Genomic DNA, 18606 nt, shown 5'->3' with positions numbered 1-18606 from the left:
GGTGCGCGCTCGTACGGAGACGGCCATTGGCCCCTATCCGCTGTGCGCCCGCGCCATACCCCCACGGTAGGCGCGATGTCGGAATGCTCAAAGATACTCCTCAATTGTTTCGTCGCCAATCACCGCGGAGGCATCCCATTCGTCGGGGGAAACGACCAGGGCCGCCCTGTCGATCGGATCGGCCTGGGCCAGCATGATGCTGCGCTCGCCTTCGTAAGATTTTCGAGCGTGCGAGGTCAGCAGGTTGTCGACGACGATCAGATCGCCACGCTCCCACTTCCATACAACGGTCTCCGATATGTAAGCCCGTTGTAACTCTTCCATCACAGAGGCCTCGATCGGTGTGCCGTCGCCGTAATAGGTGTTGTGCGGAAGATCCTCGACGGCGCAAATGGAGAGCAAGGAATCACGAATTCGTGCGTCGAGCGTCGCGATATTGAAGAACGTGATGTGATTGAACCAGGACAGCTCCCCGGTCAGGGGGTGGCGCAGCACAGGCTCCCTCACCTGCCGCGTTCGCAGCGACTCGGTGCCGATCCATTCGAACTGGATGTCTTCATCGCGACAGTACTGCTCGACGACCGACCGGTCCGTGGTGTTGAACGCTTCTTCCCATGGAATGCCGATACCGTTGCCGAAGTTCCTGACGTACATCCACTTCTTTTCGAGGAACTTCGTCGTAATCGATGGCGCAAGCCGTTTCAGGACCGACCGGCAATCGACCACCGGTGTTTCGCCGCCCACCTCCGACGGCTTGGCGCAATAGAAGAACAGCTTCATCGGGAACGATCGCTTGTAGGAGTTCTCGTTGTGGGGGAAGATTTCCTGATCGGAACGGTAGTTGGTCGATGTATAGACGTTCCCTTCGATCTGGCTTCTCGGCGAGCTTTCTTCCGTGCCGACGAATTCCCGGCTCGACAGGTTCCTGACCAGTTGGCCCAGTTCTTTCGCGTCTATAAGCTCGAAGCCGCGGTAGAGGACCGCACCGTGTTCGGCGAGCGCCCTTTCCAGCCCCGCCTTTCCGTCCTTCAACCATTCGCGGATGTCGGTGTTCCCTGCGGGCGCATTTATGATCAATGGAAGTGCATTCTTCGTCACGTCAGTCACCGTTCGCACATTGAATTCCGAAGGGAATCATCACTTGATGATGCTTACGTTCATCGACCTGCAGCGGGCCAGGGCTTCGCGCGCATCCGTGTCGAACGCTCCTTTGCGAAGCCATTCCGGCTGGCGGTAGATGGCATCTGGCCCGCCCGCGATCATGGTGAAGGCCGTGGGCTTCAGGACGAGTTCGATCACATGGAGCTTTTCAAGGCGATCGAGGTCGAGATAACTGCTTTGCAGGTCGAAGTCGTCGAACAGGTCGTTCAGTTGAAGGCAGATGTCGGCGTAGATCGGATCGATGACGCCCGCGATATCCACGAGGGAACTCTTTCCTATCATGTTGATACTCGCGACCGAGGCCCAGTCGTAGCCGGCGTCGAGCATCATGGAGAGACCCGTCGAGAGCCGGTAGGCCTCGACGATTGGATGCATATAGGCATCGGCGTTGATGGAGCGGTAACTGATTTCCCGGTCCACCTGGCCGGAGACGCTGCCGTACTGATGCGAACCCAGATCGAGATTCAACGCGTCCATCAGCGATGCGCCACGATCGAGGTTGGACTTGTCGGTACCCCATAAACGGTGCAGCAGCTCCCGGCCCAGGAAACGCTCGTATTCGCCCAGCGAATGGTATAGCCAGATCATGGCCACGCCCGCATCCGTCAAATGCGCACGGAGGTTCCTCAAGCCCTTTGCGGGATCCTCCAGGTGATGCATCACGCCGCTTGAAATGATGACGTCGAATCGGGTCTCCAGGTCGAGCTTCAGCAGATCGCACTGCAGGAACTCGATGTTGTCGATGCCGTTCTTGCGCGCCATCTCCCTGGCCACCTCAAGCGAGGCGGATGTCATGTCCACGCCTGTCACCAGCGCATCGGGGAACATCTTCGCCACGCCATTGGCCCGCTGCCCCGTGCCGCACCCTGCGTCGAGTATCCGCTTGCCGGCAAAGTCCTCGTCCGGAAACAACACACTGAGCATGTTTGCATTGTCGCGGATAACTCCCTCGCCAACGATCGGACTGGGATAAGGGAATTTCTCGTACATTGCCCTTACTTCGCTTGTCGTCCTTCGTGGCTTCGCCGTTTCGGCGTCTGACGGATTGAGCATGCTCAACGATTCCTTTGTCATGTCGACTCTCTTGTTCATTCTCGAATGAGTGGTCTGGCAGCGAGAAAGATCAGAACACTTCCTCGATCATTTCGCCGTCGGAGGGTTCGCCGGCACCGGAGCTCGCGGCGAGGGCTGCGACCAGAGGGGCTTGTTCCCGAATGGTGGTGCGCGAAAAAAGTGCCTTCAGCGGCACGGTACTGCCGAAGACGCGCCTGATCTCGTTCTGGAGCCGCGTCATGTTCAGCGAGTTGCCGCCGACCTGAAAGAAATCGACGGTGGTGCCGACCTTGTCCAGCCCGAGCACGTCCTGCCAGATACGGGTCAGCGTCGCCTCGGTCTCCGTGGCAGGCGCCACGAACCGCGACTCGATATAGGACTGGAAGTCGGCCTTCGGTAACGCGGCCCGGTCGACTTTTCCGTTCGGCGTCACAGGGAATGCATCTAGGACGATAAATGCGTTGGGTACCAGGTACTCCGCCAGGGACTGTTTCAGTTCTTCCCGGAAAGAGTCCACCAGGTCTGCCAGTTCTTCAACGACAGGCTGACGCGCCACGACATAGGCGACCAGTCGTTTTTCGACGCCCGTTCCATCGACCACGACCAGGGCGTCCGCGATCCGCGGGTTGCGCCGCAGCTGGTATTCGATCTCGCCGGGCTCGACGCGGAAGCCGCGAATCTTCACCTGGTTATCCATGCGGCCCAGGAACTGCAAGGTACCGTCGGTCAGGAATTTGACCCGGTCTCCCGTCCTGTACACGCGCTGGCCGTCGCCACCAAGGCGAACGAACCGCTCCTGCGTCAGTTCGGGCCGCTTCCAGTATTCACGGGCGAGCCCGGCACCGCCGACGTGGAGCTCTCCGCCCACGCCGATGGGAACGGGGCGGCCCTCGATGTCGAGGACATGAAGACTGGTTTGCTTGATCGGCCGGCCGATCGGCAACGTGGCCTTTTTCGCGTCGTCGCGCGATACGACATGGCACGTCGTGTACACCGTATTTTCCGTGGGCCCATACGCATGGATGATGGTGACTTCGGGGTCCAGTGCATACACCTTCGCTACCGAGCGCGCGGAAACCACGTCGCCGCCCATCATGACGTGCTTGACGACGACATCGTCCCGCGCCTGAACCAACTCCGCCCATGCCTCGAACAGTGCAGATGTCAGGAACACCGTGTCCACCTGGTGCTCTCGCAGCCATGACGGCAATGCGCCCACGTCGAGCTCGCGCCCCGGATACAGGATGAGCGTTCCGCCGTTCAGCAGTGCGCCGAAGATCTCAAGCACCGAGCTGTCGAAGGCGAAGGTGCTGATCTGCCCCATGCAGGTGCCGGGGCCCAGGGGAACGTACTCGGGATCGTCGATCAGACGCGTCACACCGCGGTGGACGACTGCCACGCCTTTCGGCCGCCCCGTGGAGCCCGAGGTGTAGACGACGTAGGCCAGGTGATCCGGTGTCAGGTCGGAAATGACGGGGTTCGTCGCGGGGAAAGGCGCGAACAGCGCATCGTCGTCGAGCGCGATGCAGCAACCGGCATCCAATAGTCCCCGTTCCAGCATGCGTCCGTGGGTAAGCACCACGCCTACCCCGCTGTCTTCCAGCATGTCTCGCAGCCGGTCGTCCGGGTAGCTGGCGTCGAGCGGAACGTATGCCGCACCTGCCTTGAGTACAGCAAATACCGCGACGATCATCTCGAGCGATCGCTCGACGCTGATGCCCACGAGCTGGTCCGGTTTGACGCCTCGCGCAAGCAACGCGTGCGCCACACGATTGGCCCGCTCGTTGAGCTCGCCGTACGTCAGACGTTCCGTGCCCAGGATCACTGCGGTCGCGCCGGGCGCACACGCGACGCGATGCTCGAAGATGGTGTGGATACAGAGGTCTGCCGGATAGGCCGCGTCGTTCTTTTCCCAACGTGCAAGCAACGAGCGGTCGCTAGCCGAAAGAATGGGCAGGTCGGCTACCCGGGCGCCGGGATCGGCAAGAACGCCCTCCAGGAGGAGCGCCAGGCCGTCGGCCATGCGCCGGACGGACGACGCCTCAAAGAGGCTGACGGCGAAGTTCCAGTTGAACCAGAGGCCGTCCTCGGATTCGGTGGCCGACACCTCGATGTCGAATCGCACCATGTGTCCCGCATCGGGGAGAAGGTTCGCCTCCAGTCCGGGCAAGCTCAGTTCCAGCGGCTCGTTGTTGTGGAGGTTGAAAGCGACCTGGAAGATCGGGCTGTGCGGCAGGCCGCCTGCCTGGAGGCGGTTCACCAAGATTTCGAAAGGAATGTCCTGTTTGGCGAAGGCATCGAGGGCCTGACGTCGGGCATTGGCGAGTGCCTCCTCGAAGCTCAGGTCACGCGACAGGCGATGGCGGAATGCCAGCATGTTGACGAAGAAGCCGATCAGCGGCGCGACCTGAGGGTGTGTTCGCGTCGCCACCGGGCTGCCGATCACGATGTCGGATTCGTTGCTCCATCGGCTCAACAGGATCGCCAGGGCACTTTGCAGGACGACGAACAGCGTCGTGCCGCTCCTCGCCGCGAGCTGCTTCAGGCCCCGCAGGACACCCTCGTCCAGGTGCTGCTGCACGATCGCACCCTCGAAGCGCTGTTGAGGAGGCCTCGGCCGGTCCAGCGGCAGGTTATGGGCGACCGGAGCGTCCCGCAGCGCCTGCTCCCAATAGGCCCACTGCGCATTGAGCTTCTCTTCGGTGAGGTTCGCGCGCTGCCAGTGCGCATAGTCGGAGTACTGGATGTCGAGTGCCGGAAGGTCCACCTCGCGTCTTTCACAACAGGCCGTATAGGCGGAAGCGAATTCACGGGTCAGCACGCCGACGGACCAGCCATCCGAAGCGATGTGATGCATCGTGGCCAGCAGGATGTGTTCCTGCTCGGCGAGTGCCAGCAGACGAACCCGCAGCATACGGTCGCAGCTCAGGTCGAACGGTGTCGTCAGCTCGGCGCGCAGTTCGCTGTCGATGGCGTCGTCCTGGGCAGTTGGATCGAGCCCGGACAGGTCAACGACCGGCAGTTCCAGGCGTGCCATGGGTTGAACGACCTGGACCGGCCCTTCCGCGTCCGAAAGATAGACCGTGCGCAGCACGGCATGGCGTTCGACGATCGTCTCCAGGCTTCTGCGCAAGGCCTCTCGATCGAGCGGCCCCTGTAAATGCAACGCCGCCGGCATGTTGTACTGGGGGCTGCCATTGTCGAGCGTCTCGAAGAACCAGAGCCTCTGTTGCGCGAACGACAGCGGAATCCGTTGGTCGACCGGGGCGGATGGGATCGGCGCATGCGCGGCTTCGGCCTGCGCATCGATATAAGGTGCCAGTTCGGCAATGGTGGGGCGTTCGAATAGCGTGCGTATGGGCACCTTCCTGCCGCAGCGTTCGGCGATAAGGTGAGCTGCCCTGGCGGCCAACAGCGAATGCCCGCCGATCTCGAAAAAGTTGTCGTGTACGCCGATGCGCGTTCGCTTCAGCAGGGACTGCCAGATGTCGCACAAGGCCTGTTCGATCGCCGTGGAAGGCTCCCCATGGACCAGCTCAGGTTCATCGCTCGCTTCCGGGGCTGGCAGTGCGGTACGGTCGAGCTTGCCGTTGGCGGTGAGCGGCAGGCCTTCCATGACCACGAAGGCCCTGGGCAACATGAACTCAGGCAAGGTGCGCGCCAGTTGCGCACGCAGTTCACCGGAAACCAATGCCCTGCCCGCATCCAGGACCAGATACGCGACGAGCTGGGGATCGCCGGGGGCGTCCTCCCGGGCAAGGACGACCGCCTCACGAACCCCGACGCAGGCGCACAGCCGGGCCTCGATCTCGCCAAGCTCCACGCGAAAGCCGCGAATCTTGACCTGAAAGTCGTTCCGTCCCAGATATTCGATGTTGCCGTCCGGCAACCAGCGCGCCAGATCGCCCGTCTTGTACATCGTGGCGCCAGGCTCTCCGCTGAAACGGTCGTGCACGAAACGTTCGCGCGTCAACTCGTCCCTGTTGAGATAACCGTGCGCCACGCCAACGCCTGCGATGTAGATTTCTCCCGGCGCACCCACCGGCACGGGCTCCCGCTGCGCGTCAAGGATGTAAATGCGGATGTTCGCGATCGGACGGCCGATGGGTACGAAGCCTTCGTACTTGCCCGGTTCGCAGCGCCAGGATGTCACGTCGATGGCGGCTTCGGTGGGGCCGTAGAGGTTGTGGAGTTCCACGTGCGGCAACTGTCGCATCACCTGCTGCTGCATCGGGAACGGCAGTGCTTCGCCGCTGCACAGGATGCGCCGCACAGTCTGGCACCTGCCCTCGCGAGCCTGTTCGAGGAACGCCGGTAGCATGGAGGGAACGAAGTGGAGCGTGGTGATGCCCGCGGAGTCGATCAGATCGACCAGGTAGTCGGGTTCCTGGTGGCCGCCCGGGCGGGCGATGACCAGGTGCGCGCCCGACAACAACGGGAGGAAGAATTCCCAGACCGACACGTCGAAGCCGAAAGGCGTCTTTTGCAGCACGCGATCGTCGGCGCCGAGGGCATAAGCCTCCTTCGCCCACAGCAATCTGTTTACGACCGCGCGGTGTTCGTTCATGGCCCCCTTCGGGAGCCCGGTCGAACCCGACGTGTAGATCACGTAAGCAAGGTTTCGGGAACCGAGACCCAAAGTGCGTGGATCCGGGTTGTGCCGCGGCTGGCGGGCCAGCAAGGCAAGGTCGCCTGCGTGGTCGAGCCGCAGGACCGGCATGCCGGGCAATGGCAGGAGCGGCAGGGTCCCCACCTGGGCCACAAGCGCGACCGGAGCGCAGTCCGCCAGCATGTAAGCCAGGCGCTCTGTCGGATAGCTCGGGTCCAGCGGAACATAGGCGGCGCCGGACTTGAGGATGCCCATCAGGCCAACGATCAGATCCAGGCTTCGCTCGGCGCAGATGGCCACCCGGTCGTCGGGTTTGACGCCTTGTGCCAACAGGGCATGCGCGACCTGGTTCGATCGGGCGTTGAGTTCGGCATAGTCGAGGCACTGGCCCTCGAAGACGACGGCCGTCGACGTGGCGTGCGCCGCAGCTACCGCCTCGAACAACTCGTGGACCAGCATCTGGTCGGGGAAGTCGCGCGCGGTATCGTTGAAGGCGAACAGGGCCCGCTCACGCTCCCAGGCGCCAAGCAACGGCAGCGCACACAGGCGCTGGTCCGGTGCCTCGACGATCGCCCCTAGCAGCACTTCGAAACTGTCCGCCATGCGCATGATGGTGGATGCATCGAACAAGCTGCGGGCATAGCACCATTCCAGTTGAATGGCACCGTCCTTTACGACGGCCATGAGTTCGATGTCGAACTTCGTCACCGGATCGGCGCCACCGGCGGGCTCGATCCGCAGATCGAGCGACGCCAGTTCTGCCGTGTCTTCCACCTGCAAGGTGAAAAGCACCTGGGTCAAGGGGTTGTGGCTCAGACTTCGCTCGGGTTGCAGCTGCTCGACCAGCATTTCAAAGGGAAAGTCCTGGCGCGCGAACGCTTCAAGCACCTGCTGGCGACATTGCACGAGCAGTTCGTCGAATCGCTTCTCCGGCGAAAGCGCGAGGCGGAACGCCAGCGTATTCGCGAAGAAGCCGATCAAGCCCTCCACCTGGCTGTTCACGCGTCCTGCGGTGGGGCTGGCGATGACGATATCCTCTTGCTGGCTCCATCGTGCCAGCAACAATGCGAATGCCGCCTGGAGCACCATGAACAACGTGGCGTCGTGCCGCTTTGCGAGCGCATCGAGGTCGTCCGACAGGGCCCTGTCAAGGCTTCGCCGGCATAGCGCACCCGCGAAGTCCTGGCGTGGCGGGCGCGGCCGGTCGAGCGGAAGGCTATGCATGGCGGGCGCGCCGCGGAGCAGCGCTTCCCAATAGGCGCGCTGGCTCTGCAACGTGTCGGGCGTGAAGGTTTCCTGCTGCCAGGAGGCGTAATCCGCGTACTGGATATCCAAGGCCGGAAGGGCCGCCTCGCGTCTCTCGACGTGTGCCTGGTACAGCGCCACGAAATCACGCTGCAGGATGTCCATGGACCAGCCGTCCGAGGCCATGTGGTGCACGACGAGTACAAGCACGTGTTCGTGTTCGTGTTCGTGTGCGGACAAGGACAGCAACCGCGCCCGAAGCATGGTGTCCCGCGCAAGGTCGAATGCCGCGGCAGCCTCGGCGCGCACGGCACGCGAAACCGCCTGCGCCTGTGCAGGCGCATCCTGCCCATGAAGTTCCACGACGGGTAGCGGCAGAGGCGACCACGGCCGGACAACCTGCACCGGGCCGTCGCCGGTTTGCGCGTAGACGGTCCGCAGCGTGGCATGCCGCGCCACGATGGCGTTAAGGCTGGCGTGCAGTGCTGCGAGGTCGAGATCCCCATGGATGCGAAGCACGACAGGCATGTTGTAGTGCGGACTGCCGTCGTTGAGTTGGTCGATGAACCACAACCGTTGCTGCGCGAACGTCAGCGGTATGGGCCTGCCCTCCGGCGCCACCGGGATACGTGCCGGCCCCTGCGGCGCGTGTGCGTCGACATGGCGTGCCAGCGCGGCAACGGTCGGGTTTTCGAACAGTGCGCGTACCGAAGCCGGCACCTGGAACGTCTCGGCGATCAGCGTCGCGAGCCGCATGGCCTTCAGGGAGTTGCCACCCAGGTCGAAAAAGTTGGACTCGGTGCCGAGGCGTTCGTGGCCGAGAACCCGCTGCCATAACGTGGCCATGAGGCGTTCGGTCGCCGTCGCCGGTTCGGCGAAGGGCGTCGCCGCCGCCGTTGCTTCGGTCGAGGCCGCCGGTGCGATGCGACTTTCCGCGGCCAGCCGGACAATACCCGCCCCTTCGGCGAGGGACGACACCCGCTGTCCCGGGTCGGCGACGATGCTCTTCAGCAGCTTGAGGTAGCAGGCGGCGAGCGCCACGGCGGTGGAGGGATCGAACAGGTCGGCCGCGTACTTCCATTGGACCCAATAGCCGTCGCTGCCCTCTTCGACGGTCACTTCGAGATCGAATTTGGCGACCGTTTCGGCGTTGTGGCCGGTGACCTCGAGGCCGGGAAGCCTCAGCTTGTCCTGCCCGACGTTCTGCAGGTTGAATACCGTCTGGAACAGGGGGAACACCCGCAGGTCCCGCTCGGCCAGGGCCTCGTCCACCACCAGCTCGAAGGGCAGGTCCTGGTGCGCATAGGCATCGAGGATCATCTCGCGGTTGCGGTCAAGCAGCGTCGTGAACGTGTCGCCGTCGGCGAAGTGGGTCCGCAAGGCCAACAGGTTGACGAACAACCCGATGATGGGCTCGACGGCCTTGTCCGTACGGCCCGCCACGGGCGTACCGATCACCACGTCGGCGTGTCCGCTCCAGCGACCGATCAGGAGCGCAAACGCGGTCTGCAGGACGATGAATACGGTGACGCCGCGCGCCGCCGCGAACTCCTGCAAATCGGTCGACAGGCGAGCGCCGAGGTAGGAGGCCTCGATGCCGGCCCGAAGCGAGGTCCGGGCCGGGCGTGGCTTGTCGGTCGAGAGTGCGGGGCCGTTGCGCACGTCCCTCAATTGCGCCTTCCAGTATCCCAGGTGCTCCGAGCGCAGGCCTCCATCCAGCTTCGCGCGTTGCCAACTGGCGTAGTCGGCGTATTGCACCGCCAGGGGCTCGCACCGGGCTGGCCGGCCCTCCACGCAGGCCGTGTAGTACTCGACGAATTCCCGAATCAGCAGGCCCATGGACCAACCGTCCGAAGCGATATGGTGCATGGTGAACAGCGCGAATGTCTCTTCCGGGCCTGTGGCGACAAGACGTACACGCAACATCAGGTCCGTCGCCAGGTCGAAGCCGGCTCCCCCCGCTTCGCGCTGGTGCCGTGCCAGTTCCTGCGCCCGCTCCGGTTCCGGCAGCGATGTCAGGTCCACGTACGTGACCGGGACGGATCGTGCGGGCTGGATGCGCTGGAGCGGTGCATCGCCGACGCGGACATAGACGGTACGCAGTACTTCATGGCGCCGTACCAGTTCGTCCAAGGCGAAGTGGATCGCGTCATGCCGCAGCGCGCCCTGGAGACGCAACGCCATCGACATGTTGAATCGTGCGCTGCCCGGATCCATCTGGTCGGCGAGCCAGACCTGGTGTTGGGCATACGAGACCGGCATGTGCTCAAGCCGTGGCACCGCGACCATGCGGGGAATGGCAGACTGCCCCTGTGCCAGTTCGTCGGTAGGCCGGGCAGCAAGCAGCGAGACGACGGCGTCGCGGTTGGCACGGATCTCCGCCTTCAACGCCTCGGCGAAGCGCCCTGCTTCTGCGACGTAGGCCAGTTGCCCGTCCTTGAGGTAGAGCACCACGCCATGGGCTGTCGCATCCGCGACGATCTGCTCGGCCGTTTTCATCACAAAACTCCCTCTTCTGCCTGCATTCCAGCTTCCGCAAGCTGGCTCTTTCGCATTTCCGCCTCAGCCCCATCGAGATGCGAACCGATCTTGAGCGCGATGGCCTCGATTTCCGGTCGCATGAAGAAGTCCTTGAGCGAGAACACCTTGTCGCTGACCGCGAACTCGTGCCGGATCATGCTGATTACGCGCGTGGCGAGCATCGAATCCCCACCCAGGGCGAAGAAGTTGTCGCGCACACCGACCTGGTCGATGCCGAGCAATGTTTGCCACGACTGGGCCAGCCGCACCTCGATGGCGTTGCGCGGGCGGACGAAATTCGATTCGAGCTCCGGGCGTGCGTGCAATTCCAGGTCTGTCTGCCCCGGTGCATCGCGTTCGACCCACTTCTCCAGCCGCTCCGCCAGCGCCCCCGTGGAGTTGACCAGTTGCGGCACCCAGGCGCTTCGTAAAGCATGTGCGAAGGCTTGCACGCCTTCACCAGGCGTCATGCTGAAGGTGTCCCCCGCGGCCGACGGACCGAATGCCCACCCGTCCCAGTTCACGCTCAGCCAGCGCTCGTCGCCCCGGCTGTGGCGGTCGTGCACGAAGGCATCGGCGAATGCATTGGCCGCTGCATACGCGCCGAACCCAAGGCCGCCAAGTACCGCGGACAGTGACGACATCACCATGCAGAAGTCGACGGCATGACCGGTGAGCACGCGGTCGAGCGCAAGCAGGCCATGGACCTTGGCTTCGTAGTGGGCCTCGAATTGCGCGGGCGACAACTCCTGCAACCCGACCATCGCATCATGCACCTTGCCGGCACAGTGGATCACGCCGTCGATGCGACCGAACCTCGCATGCGCCCTTGCGAACGTTTCATGGAGTTGCGCGGCGTCGGCGACGTCGGCCGTTGCGATCTCGAACTCGGCCTCGGTGGACTCCAGCGCGATGAGCGCTTTCAGGCGGTGTACGAGCTGGGCATCCGCCGATGCGTCGGCCAGGTGATCGAGCCAACTGCTACGCGGTGGAAGCGCAGCTCGGCCAACCAGCACTAGCCTGGCTTGCACGATACGCGCCAGGTGGTCGGCCAGGGCCAGACCGATGTTTCCAAGCCCGCCGGTGATCAGGTAGACCCCGCCCTGGCGCAACGTGCGCACCGGCTTCCGAGGCTGTTGCGCAACTTGATAGTGGCGGACCCAGCGCTGCATGCCGCGCAATGCGACTTCATGCTGCCGGTCGGGGTCATGCAAGGCCACCTCCCTGCAAAGCTGCGCCGCCAAGGTGTCCGGAGAGAATGACGAGCTGTCGCCAACGGCGGCGACATCGACCTGGAAGCAGCGGATGTCGGATTCCTGCGGAACCACCTTGGCAAGGCCGCTTACGGTCGCCTGGGCGGGAACCAATGCTTCGCTTCCCGTGACCCGCCAGGCACCTTGGGTAACGACGGTCAGTTGCACGGCCTGCGTGGGATGGGCCGCCATGAACGCCTGTGTCAACGCAAGCAGGCTGTAGGTGCCGGCGCGCTGCACCGCATCGAACGAGCTCGATGCGTCGAGGCTCCACAGGTGCACGATATGCGTGGCGTCTAGGCCACGTTCGCTCAATCGCTGGAGCAACTGGCGGTACTCGTCGCCCTGCCCTGGCGACTGCACGACCAGGCCGGCATCGGCGCCGGTCGCGGCCCGCTGGTCTGCCCTGCGCACGAGCGTCACCGCCTGCCCAGCCTCGCGCAGGCGGGCTGCCATCGCGTCCGCTACGCCCGTGTCGTCGGCGAACAGCAGCCATCTCGCATCTGCCTCGGCGTCCGAGGGGGGCAACAGTGACGCGGATTGCAGGCGCCAAGCAGGCTCGTAGAACCATGCTTCGACACTGGACGCCTTTCCGGCGATGGCCGGCACTACCGAACCCTTGCGGGCATCGATCCAATAGCGCTGCCGTTCAAACGGGTACGTCGGCAAAGGTACCCGCCGCGGACGCGTGTTGCCATGCACGGCCGCCCAGTCGATATCGACGCCCGTCAGCCATAACTGCCCCAGCGCGCGCAGCAACACGTCGCTGTCGTTATCCGTTACCTGTGGATGGCGTAGCGTCGACACCACCGGCTTTGCTTTCGGTGCTTGCTTCTGCACGAGCGAGCTCAAAGTGACGCCAGGGCCTACCTCCACCAGCACCCTGGCAGACGCGATGAAGCGTGTATCGGCAAGTACGGTGCGGATGCCGGCGTCGAAGCGAACCGTGCCCCGCAGATGAGACAGCCAGTAGTCAATGGACGTGGCCTGGTCGTCGGCGATGAAGGCGCCGCTCACGTTGGAGACGAACGGGCGTGTCGGAGGCTTGAGTTCCACGCGAGCCAGCTCGGCGCGGAACGCGTCGAGCACCGGGTCCATCATCCAGGAGTGGAACGCATGCGAGGTACGCAGCAGGCTGCAGCGGATATCGCGCTCTTCCAGCAGGGCGCGCAATTGTGCAATCGCCCCGGTGTCGCCGGAAGCTACCATGTCCATCGGGCCGTTCACGGCAGCCAGCGAGCACCCGGTGGCGGCAAGCAAGGGTTGGAGGGCGTCCTCGGCCATACGGCAGGCGAGCATCGCGCCGGCAGGCATGTCCTGCATGAGGCGCCCCCGTGCCGCAACCAGCCGCAGGGCACTGCGCAGGTCGAACACGCCCGCGAGGCATGCGGCCACGTACTCTCCCAGGCTGTGCCCGACCATGGCGGCCGCCCGAATACCCCAGGATTCGAGCAGGAGGGCCAGGCTGTATTCGATGACGAACAGGGCGGGCTGGGCGAGCCGTGTCTCATGGAGCCGCCCATCGTCCGCATGAGCAAAGAGGACCTCGCGGATATCGCATCCAAGCTCGCCGCGCAAAATGTCGGCGCACTCGTCCACGCTTGCCTGGAACACCGGTTGGCCTTCGTACAACCCACGTGCCATGCGCGTGTACTGCGCCCCCTGTCCCGGGAACATAATCACGATGTCGACACGTTGTCCCTCTTTGACCATGACCGCGGGTTGTGAGGGCGATGCGTCCTCCAAGCGCGCCGCGGCGTCCAGGGCATCGCTGCTGTGCACGACGAAACGGTAGGCATGGGGCGTACGGCCCACTTGCAGCGTATAGGCGACATCCGCCAACGACTGCCCGGGAAAATCCCGAAGGTGCCGGGCCAGGCGGGATTTCACGCCCGATAGCGCCGCGGCCGATTTCGCCGAAACCGGCAGCAATACGTGCCCGTCTAGTGCGTGGCCTCCTGCGATGGGCGGTGCTTCTTCGAGGATCACATGCGCGTTGGTGCCGCCGATACCAAACGAGCTCACCCCTGCGCGACGTGGCTGAGCGCCGGCTTCCCAGGGGCGAAGCGACGTATTGATCTCGAACGGTGTGGCGCCAAACTCGATCTGCGGATTGGCTTGCCCGTAGTTGATGGCAGGCGGGAACTGCTTGTGCTTCAGCACCTGCACTGTCTTGATCAGGCCGGCGATGCCGGCCGCCGTGTCGAGGTGGCCGATGTTCGGCTTGAGCGTACCCAGCCGGCAGCCTGCGTGGCGTACCTCCGCGAATGCGTTTGCCAGCGCCTTGATTTCGATCGGGTCGCCGATGCGCGTGCCGGTGCCGTGGGTCTCGATGTAGCCGATGCTCTCCGCACTCACGCCCGCACGGCGTTGGGCCTGCCGGATTACTGCCGCCTGACCGGAAACGCTTGGTGCGGTGTAACCCACCTTGACCGCTCCATCGTTGTTGGTCGCCGACCCTTTGATCACCGCATGGATGGTGTCGCCATCCGCCAGGGCATCCTCCAGACGCTTGAGCAGGACGAGGCCCGCACCGCTGCCCGCACGCGTGCCCGCGGCGGCAGCGTCGAAGGCGCGACAGTGCCCGTCGGGCGATGCAATGCCCCCTTCCCTGTACACATACCCCTGCGGCTCCAGCAGGGACACGCTGGCCGCGCCGGCGAGCGCCATCCGGCATTCGTCCTGCAGCAGGCTCATGCATGCCAGGTGCACTGCGACGAGCGACGTCGAACACGCGGTGCCGAGACTGACACTGGGGCCCGAGAGGTTGAGCTTGTACGACAGGCGCGTCGACGTGTACTCCTTGCTGTTCGCATGGAGCAGTGCGACGCCGAGTGAGTCCTGCAAGTCCTGTCGGCCCAGCAGATGGTTGACGAGGTACTGGCTTTCGCTCTGCCCCACGAAAACGCCCACGGCACGCGGCCGCGTGCCGTCGCCGTAACCGGCATGCTCGAGCGCCTCCACCGCGCATTCGAAGAGAAGGCGCTGCTGCGGATCCAACACTTCGGCCTCGCGCGGAGTGAGGCCGAAGAAAGCCGCGTCGAATTGGTCAAGACCGTCGAGAAGCACGCCCCGCTTCACGTAGTCGGGGGCGTCGAGCTGTTGGCGACTGATGCCTGCCGCCAGAAGCTCTTCGTCACTGAACTCGCGTAGCGCTTCATGGCCAGCCGCCAGGTTGCGCCAGAATGCGTCGACATCGTTCGCCTCGGGGAAGCGCCCCGCCATGCCGATGATGGCGATGTCGGCCGTAGCCTGCCTTGTGCGGCCGCCGTCGTCTGCCCGGATCGCCGTATCGGACGAGGGCCCGGAAGGCCGCCGCAGGTGCGACGCCAGTTCGGAGACGGTTGGGAATTCGAATATGTCGGTGAGAGCGACGGCACGGCCCAGGCGGTCATTGATGCGCTTCTGCACCTTGATGCACAGAAGCGATGTGCCTCCGATATCAAAGTAGCTGTCATGAATGCCGACCTCGTCGACGTGCAGGACCTCCTCCCAGATGCGACACAGTTCCCGCTCCAGCTCCTGCCTCGGCGCCACGTAGGCCCTGTGCGCCACCGGCGCCGAAGGCCTGGCGAGCGCCTTCCTGTCCACTTTCCCGTTCGCCGATAGCGGGAGCGCATCCAGGAAAACGAATAGCGAAGGCACCATGAAATCGGGCAGGTGCTGTTTGAGCCCGGACTTGAGGATGCTCGTTTCTTCATTCCGCCGCGCTTGCCAGTCCTCGGTATCCGACTCCCCGGCGATCCGTAGGCTGACGACGTACGCAACGAGGTGCTGGTGATCCGGGCGCTCGCTGTCGGCAATGACGACGCAATCGCCAACGTCGGCCTGGGCTCGCAGGTGCGCCTCGATCTCGCCCAGTTCAATGCGGACGCCGTTCAATTTCACCTGGTGATCCAGGCGCCCGGCGAATTCGAGGTAGCCACCGGGAAGCCAGCGCGCCAGATCGCCCGTCTTGTAGAGCCTGGCGCCAGCGACGTTCGAGAAGGGATCGGCGATGAATTTCTCGCGAGTCAGCTCGGCATTGCCCACGTAGCCCTTGGCGACGGCGACCCCGCCGATATGCAACTCGCCGAAACAACCCACCGGCACGTGCTGCCGGTGGGCATCGAGCACATGCAGTTGGACGTTGCTGATCGGGCGGCCGATCGGCACGCCCTGGTCCTCGGTAGACTGCCGGCAGTCCCAGTAGCTCACATCGATCGCGGCTTCCGTAGGCCCGTAAAGGTTGTGCAACGACGCTGTTGTGCCGGTCGCCCAATAGCGCTCCACGAGGGGTTGGCTCAATGCCTCGCCGCTGGCAAACACCCTGCGCACGCAGGTCAGGCCGGCCCAGTCGATCGCATCGAGCAGGCTGGCGAGCATCGACGGCACGAAGTGCAGCGTCGTGACACCTTCCTCCCGGATGACGTCGCGCAGATAGAGCGGGTCCTTGTGGCCTTCCGGCCGGGCCATGACGATGCTTGCGCCGACCGTCAATGGCCAGAAAAACTCCCATACGGAAACGTCGAAGCTATAGGGGGTCTTCTGCAAGACGCGATCGTCGGGCTGCAGGAGGTATTCCCGCTGCATCCAGTCGATGCGGTTGGCCAGCGCCCTGTGCGAGTTCATCACGCCCTTCGGCGTGCCGGTCGACCCCGAGGTATAGATGACATAGGCCAGGCCCGAGGGGTCCGGTGCCGCCGCAACGGGCGCGACTGGGGAGCCGGCCGCCTGCAGAAGTTCCGGATCGTCCACCGCCAGGCAGGACGTGCCAAAGCCCTGCCAGCGCGGCCGGAAGCGTTGCTGCGTAAGAACGAGGCGTACTTGCGCGTCCTTCGCCATGAAACGCAGCCGATCATCGGGATAGCTGGGATCCAGCGGAACATACGCCCCGCCGGCTTTCAGGATACCGAGCAATGCGATCACCATGTCCAGCGATCGCTCCATGGCGACACCGACCAGGGTGTCGCCGACAACGCCCCGTGCCCTCAGGCCATGCGCCAACCGGTTCGCTTGCGCGTCCAGCTCCGCATAGGAAAGCCGAGCGCCCGCGTACGACACGGCGACGGCATCCGGCGTGCGCGCCGCCTGTGCCTCGAACAGTGTGTGGATGCAGGTGTCGGGAAACGGATGATCCGTGCGGTTCCATCGCGTCAGCATCTCGAGGTCGCCCTCGGGCAGGATCGGTAGTTGCGCGGTGTCTGCCAGCGGATTGTGAAGCACGCCCTCGAGAAGCAGGCGGTAGCTCTCCGCGAACCGCGCAACCGTCTCTTCCCGGAACAGGGAAGTCTTGTATCCCCAGACCGCCGTCATGCCTGCCCTGGATTCGGTGACGTCCACGGACAGATCGAACTTGGTGACGCCCGTGCGGGCGAACAGGGGTGTCAAGGTGAGACCGGGCAACGCCAGCTCGGACTGCCCCACGCTCTGCACGTTGAACATGAGCTGGAAGATGGGGTTATAGCTCAGGCTCCGTGCCGGCTTGATCTCTTCCACCAGGAGCTCGAAGGGCGTGTGCTGGTAGGAGAACACGTCCAGGATCGTCGACTTGTTTCGACGCAACAATTCATCGAACGACAGCTCCGCCTCGAAGCGGCTCCGGACGACCAGCGTGTTCACGAAGAATCCGATCAGCGCTTGCGTCTCGCGGTGTTCCCTTCCGGCGACCGGGGTGCCGATCACCACGTCCGGAGCGTGGCTCAAGCGATGGACAAGGAGTGCAAACGCCGTTTCGAGGAACATGAACGGTGTAACGTCACGTTCCTTGCAGAACTGGCGAATGCGGGCCGAAAGTTTCGGACCGAATGCCTGGACGTGCGTTCCGCCGGAAAAATCCTGCTGCGATCCGCGCGGCTTGTCCAGTGGAAGGTTGTGTACCGCGGGAATGCCGGCAAGCTGCGCACGCCAGAAGGCCAACTGGCCTTCGACCGCTTCGCCCTCCATCCACGTGCGCTGCAATTGCGCGTAGTCTGCGTACTGGATCGCCAGTGGCTCGAGCTCGGGCTGGTGTCCGCCCTGGTACGCGGCATAGAGCACGGCGAATTCACGTACCAGCACGTCGATCGACCAGCCATCGGAAACGATGTGGTGCATGTTGACGATCACGACATGCTCGTCGCCGGCGAGGGCCAACAGATGGATACGGATGAGGGGCGACAACGCGAGGTCGTAAGGAGCGACGGCATCGTGGTTGAAGATGCGATGAACCTCCTCTTCCCGTTCTTCGACCGGCAGTGCCCTGAGATCCATTTCGACGAGCGGCAACTCGATCGCGTCGTGGATGTGCTGAAAGACGCTGTCGTGCTCTTCCACAAAATTGGTACGCAGAACCTCATGCCGCTGAATCACATCGCGGAATGCGCGTGCAAAGGCCGAGCGATCGAGGGAACCCTTCAGCCGGTACGCGCTCGGCATGTTGTACTGGCTGCTGCCACCCATGCGATCGATGAACCACAGGCGGTGCTGCGCATAAGACAGCAGTGGCCTGTCGCCGCCGGGCGGCCGCCGCTGGATGCGAGGCACGTTCGTCACGCCGGGGGTCTGGGCCACGGCCGCGCCCATTCCACCCAGGTAGGCAAGCAACGCATCCCTGTGCTCGCGAAGTTCCTCCCGCAGCTCGACGGACATCGGTGCGCCTGTCACTTCGAAAACCAGGCGGCCTTCCCTGGCGCTCAACAAGATGCCGGCGTCGAGCGCCTTGTTCACCAGATTCTTGATATCCATCAGTCAACCTCGGGGTGGTTCATGCGGTGTCCAATACCTGGTGGCCGTCATCGCTGCGTC

Annotated in this window: 4 protein-coding genes; all 4 read right to left on the bottom strand. The window is 63.9% G+C overall.

Features of this window, described 5'->3' with window-relative positions:
• Positions 1-87: 87 nt before the first annotated feature.
• Positions 88-1098: a TauD/TfdA family dioxygenase gene (locus tag FA89_RS13865; protein ID WP_051938782.1), complete on the bottom strand. Its 1011-nt coding sequence runs from the start codon at positions 1096-1098 to the stop codon at positions 88-90.
• Between the two features lie 39 nt (positions 1099-1137).
• Positions 1138-2214 (bottom strand): class I SAM-dependent methyltransferase, encoded by a 1077-nt coding sequence (locus FA89_RS19325; protein ID WP_240003972.1) that lies wholly within the window; start codon positions 2212-2214, stop codon positions 1138-1140.
• Between the two features lie 70 nt (positions 2215-2284).
• On the bottom strand, positions 2285-10567 hold the full coding sequence (locus FA89_RS19320; protein WP_051938780.1) for a non-ribosomal peptide synthetase: 8283 nt from the start codon (positions 10565-10567) through the stop codon (positions 2285-2287).
• Entirely contained in the window at positions 10567-18546 is a 7980-nt protein-coding gene (locus FA89_RS13850; protein ID WP_036141304.1) for a hybrid non-ribosomal peptide synthetase/type I polyketide synthase, read from the bottom strand. The genes FA89_RS19320 and FA89_RS13850 overlap by 1 nt, the downstream gene beginning before the upstream one ends.
• Between the last annotated feature and the right edge of the window lie 60 nt (positions 18547-18606).

The sequence above is a fragment of the Luteibacter sp. 9135 genome (assembly GCF_000745005.1).
In the GTDB taxonomy this organism is placed as follows: Bacteria; Pseudomonadota; Gammaproteobacteria; order Xanthomonadales; family Rhodanobacteraceae; genus Luteibacter.
Note: the sequence above shows the minus strand (reverse complement) of the source record. Positions and strands in the feature narration are given on the sequence as shown.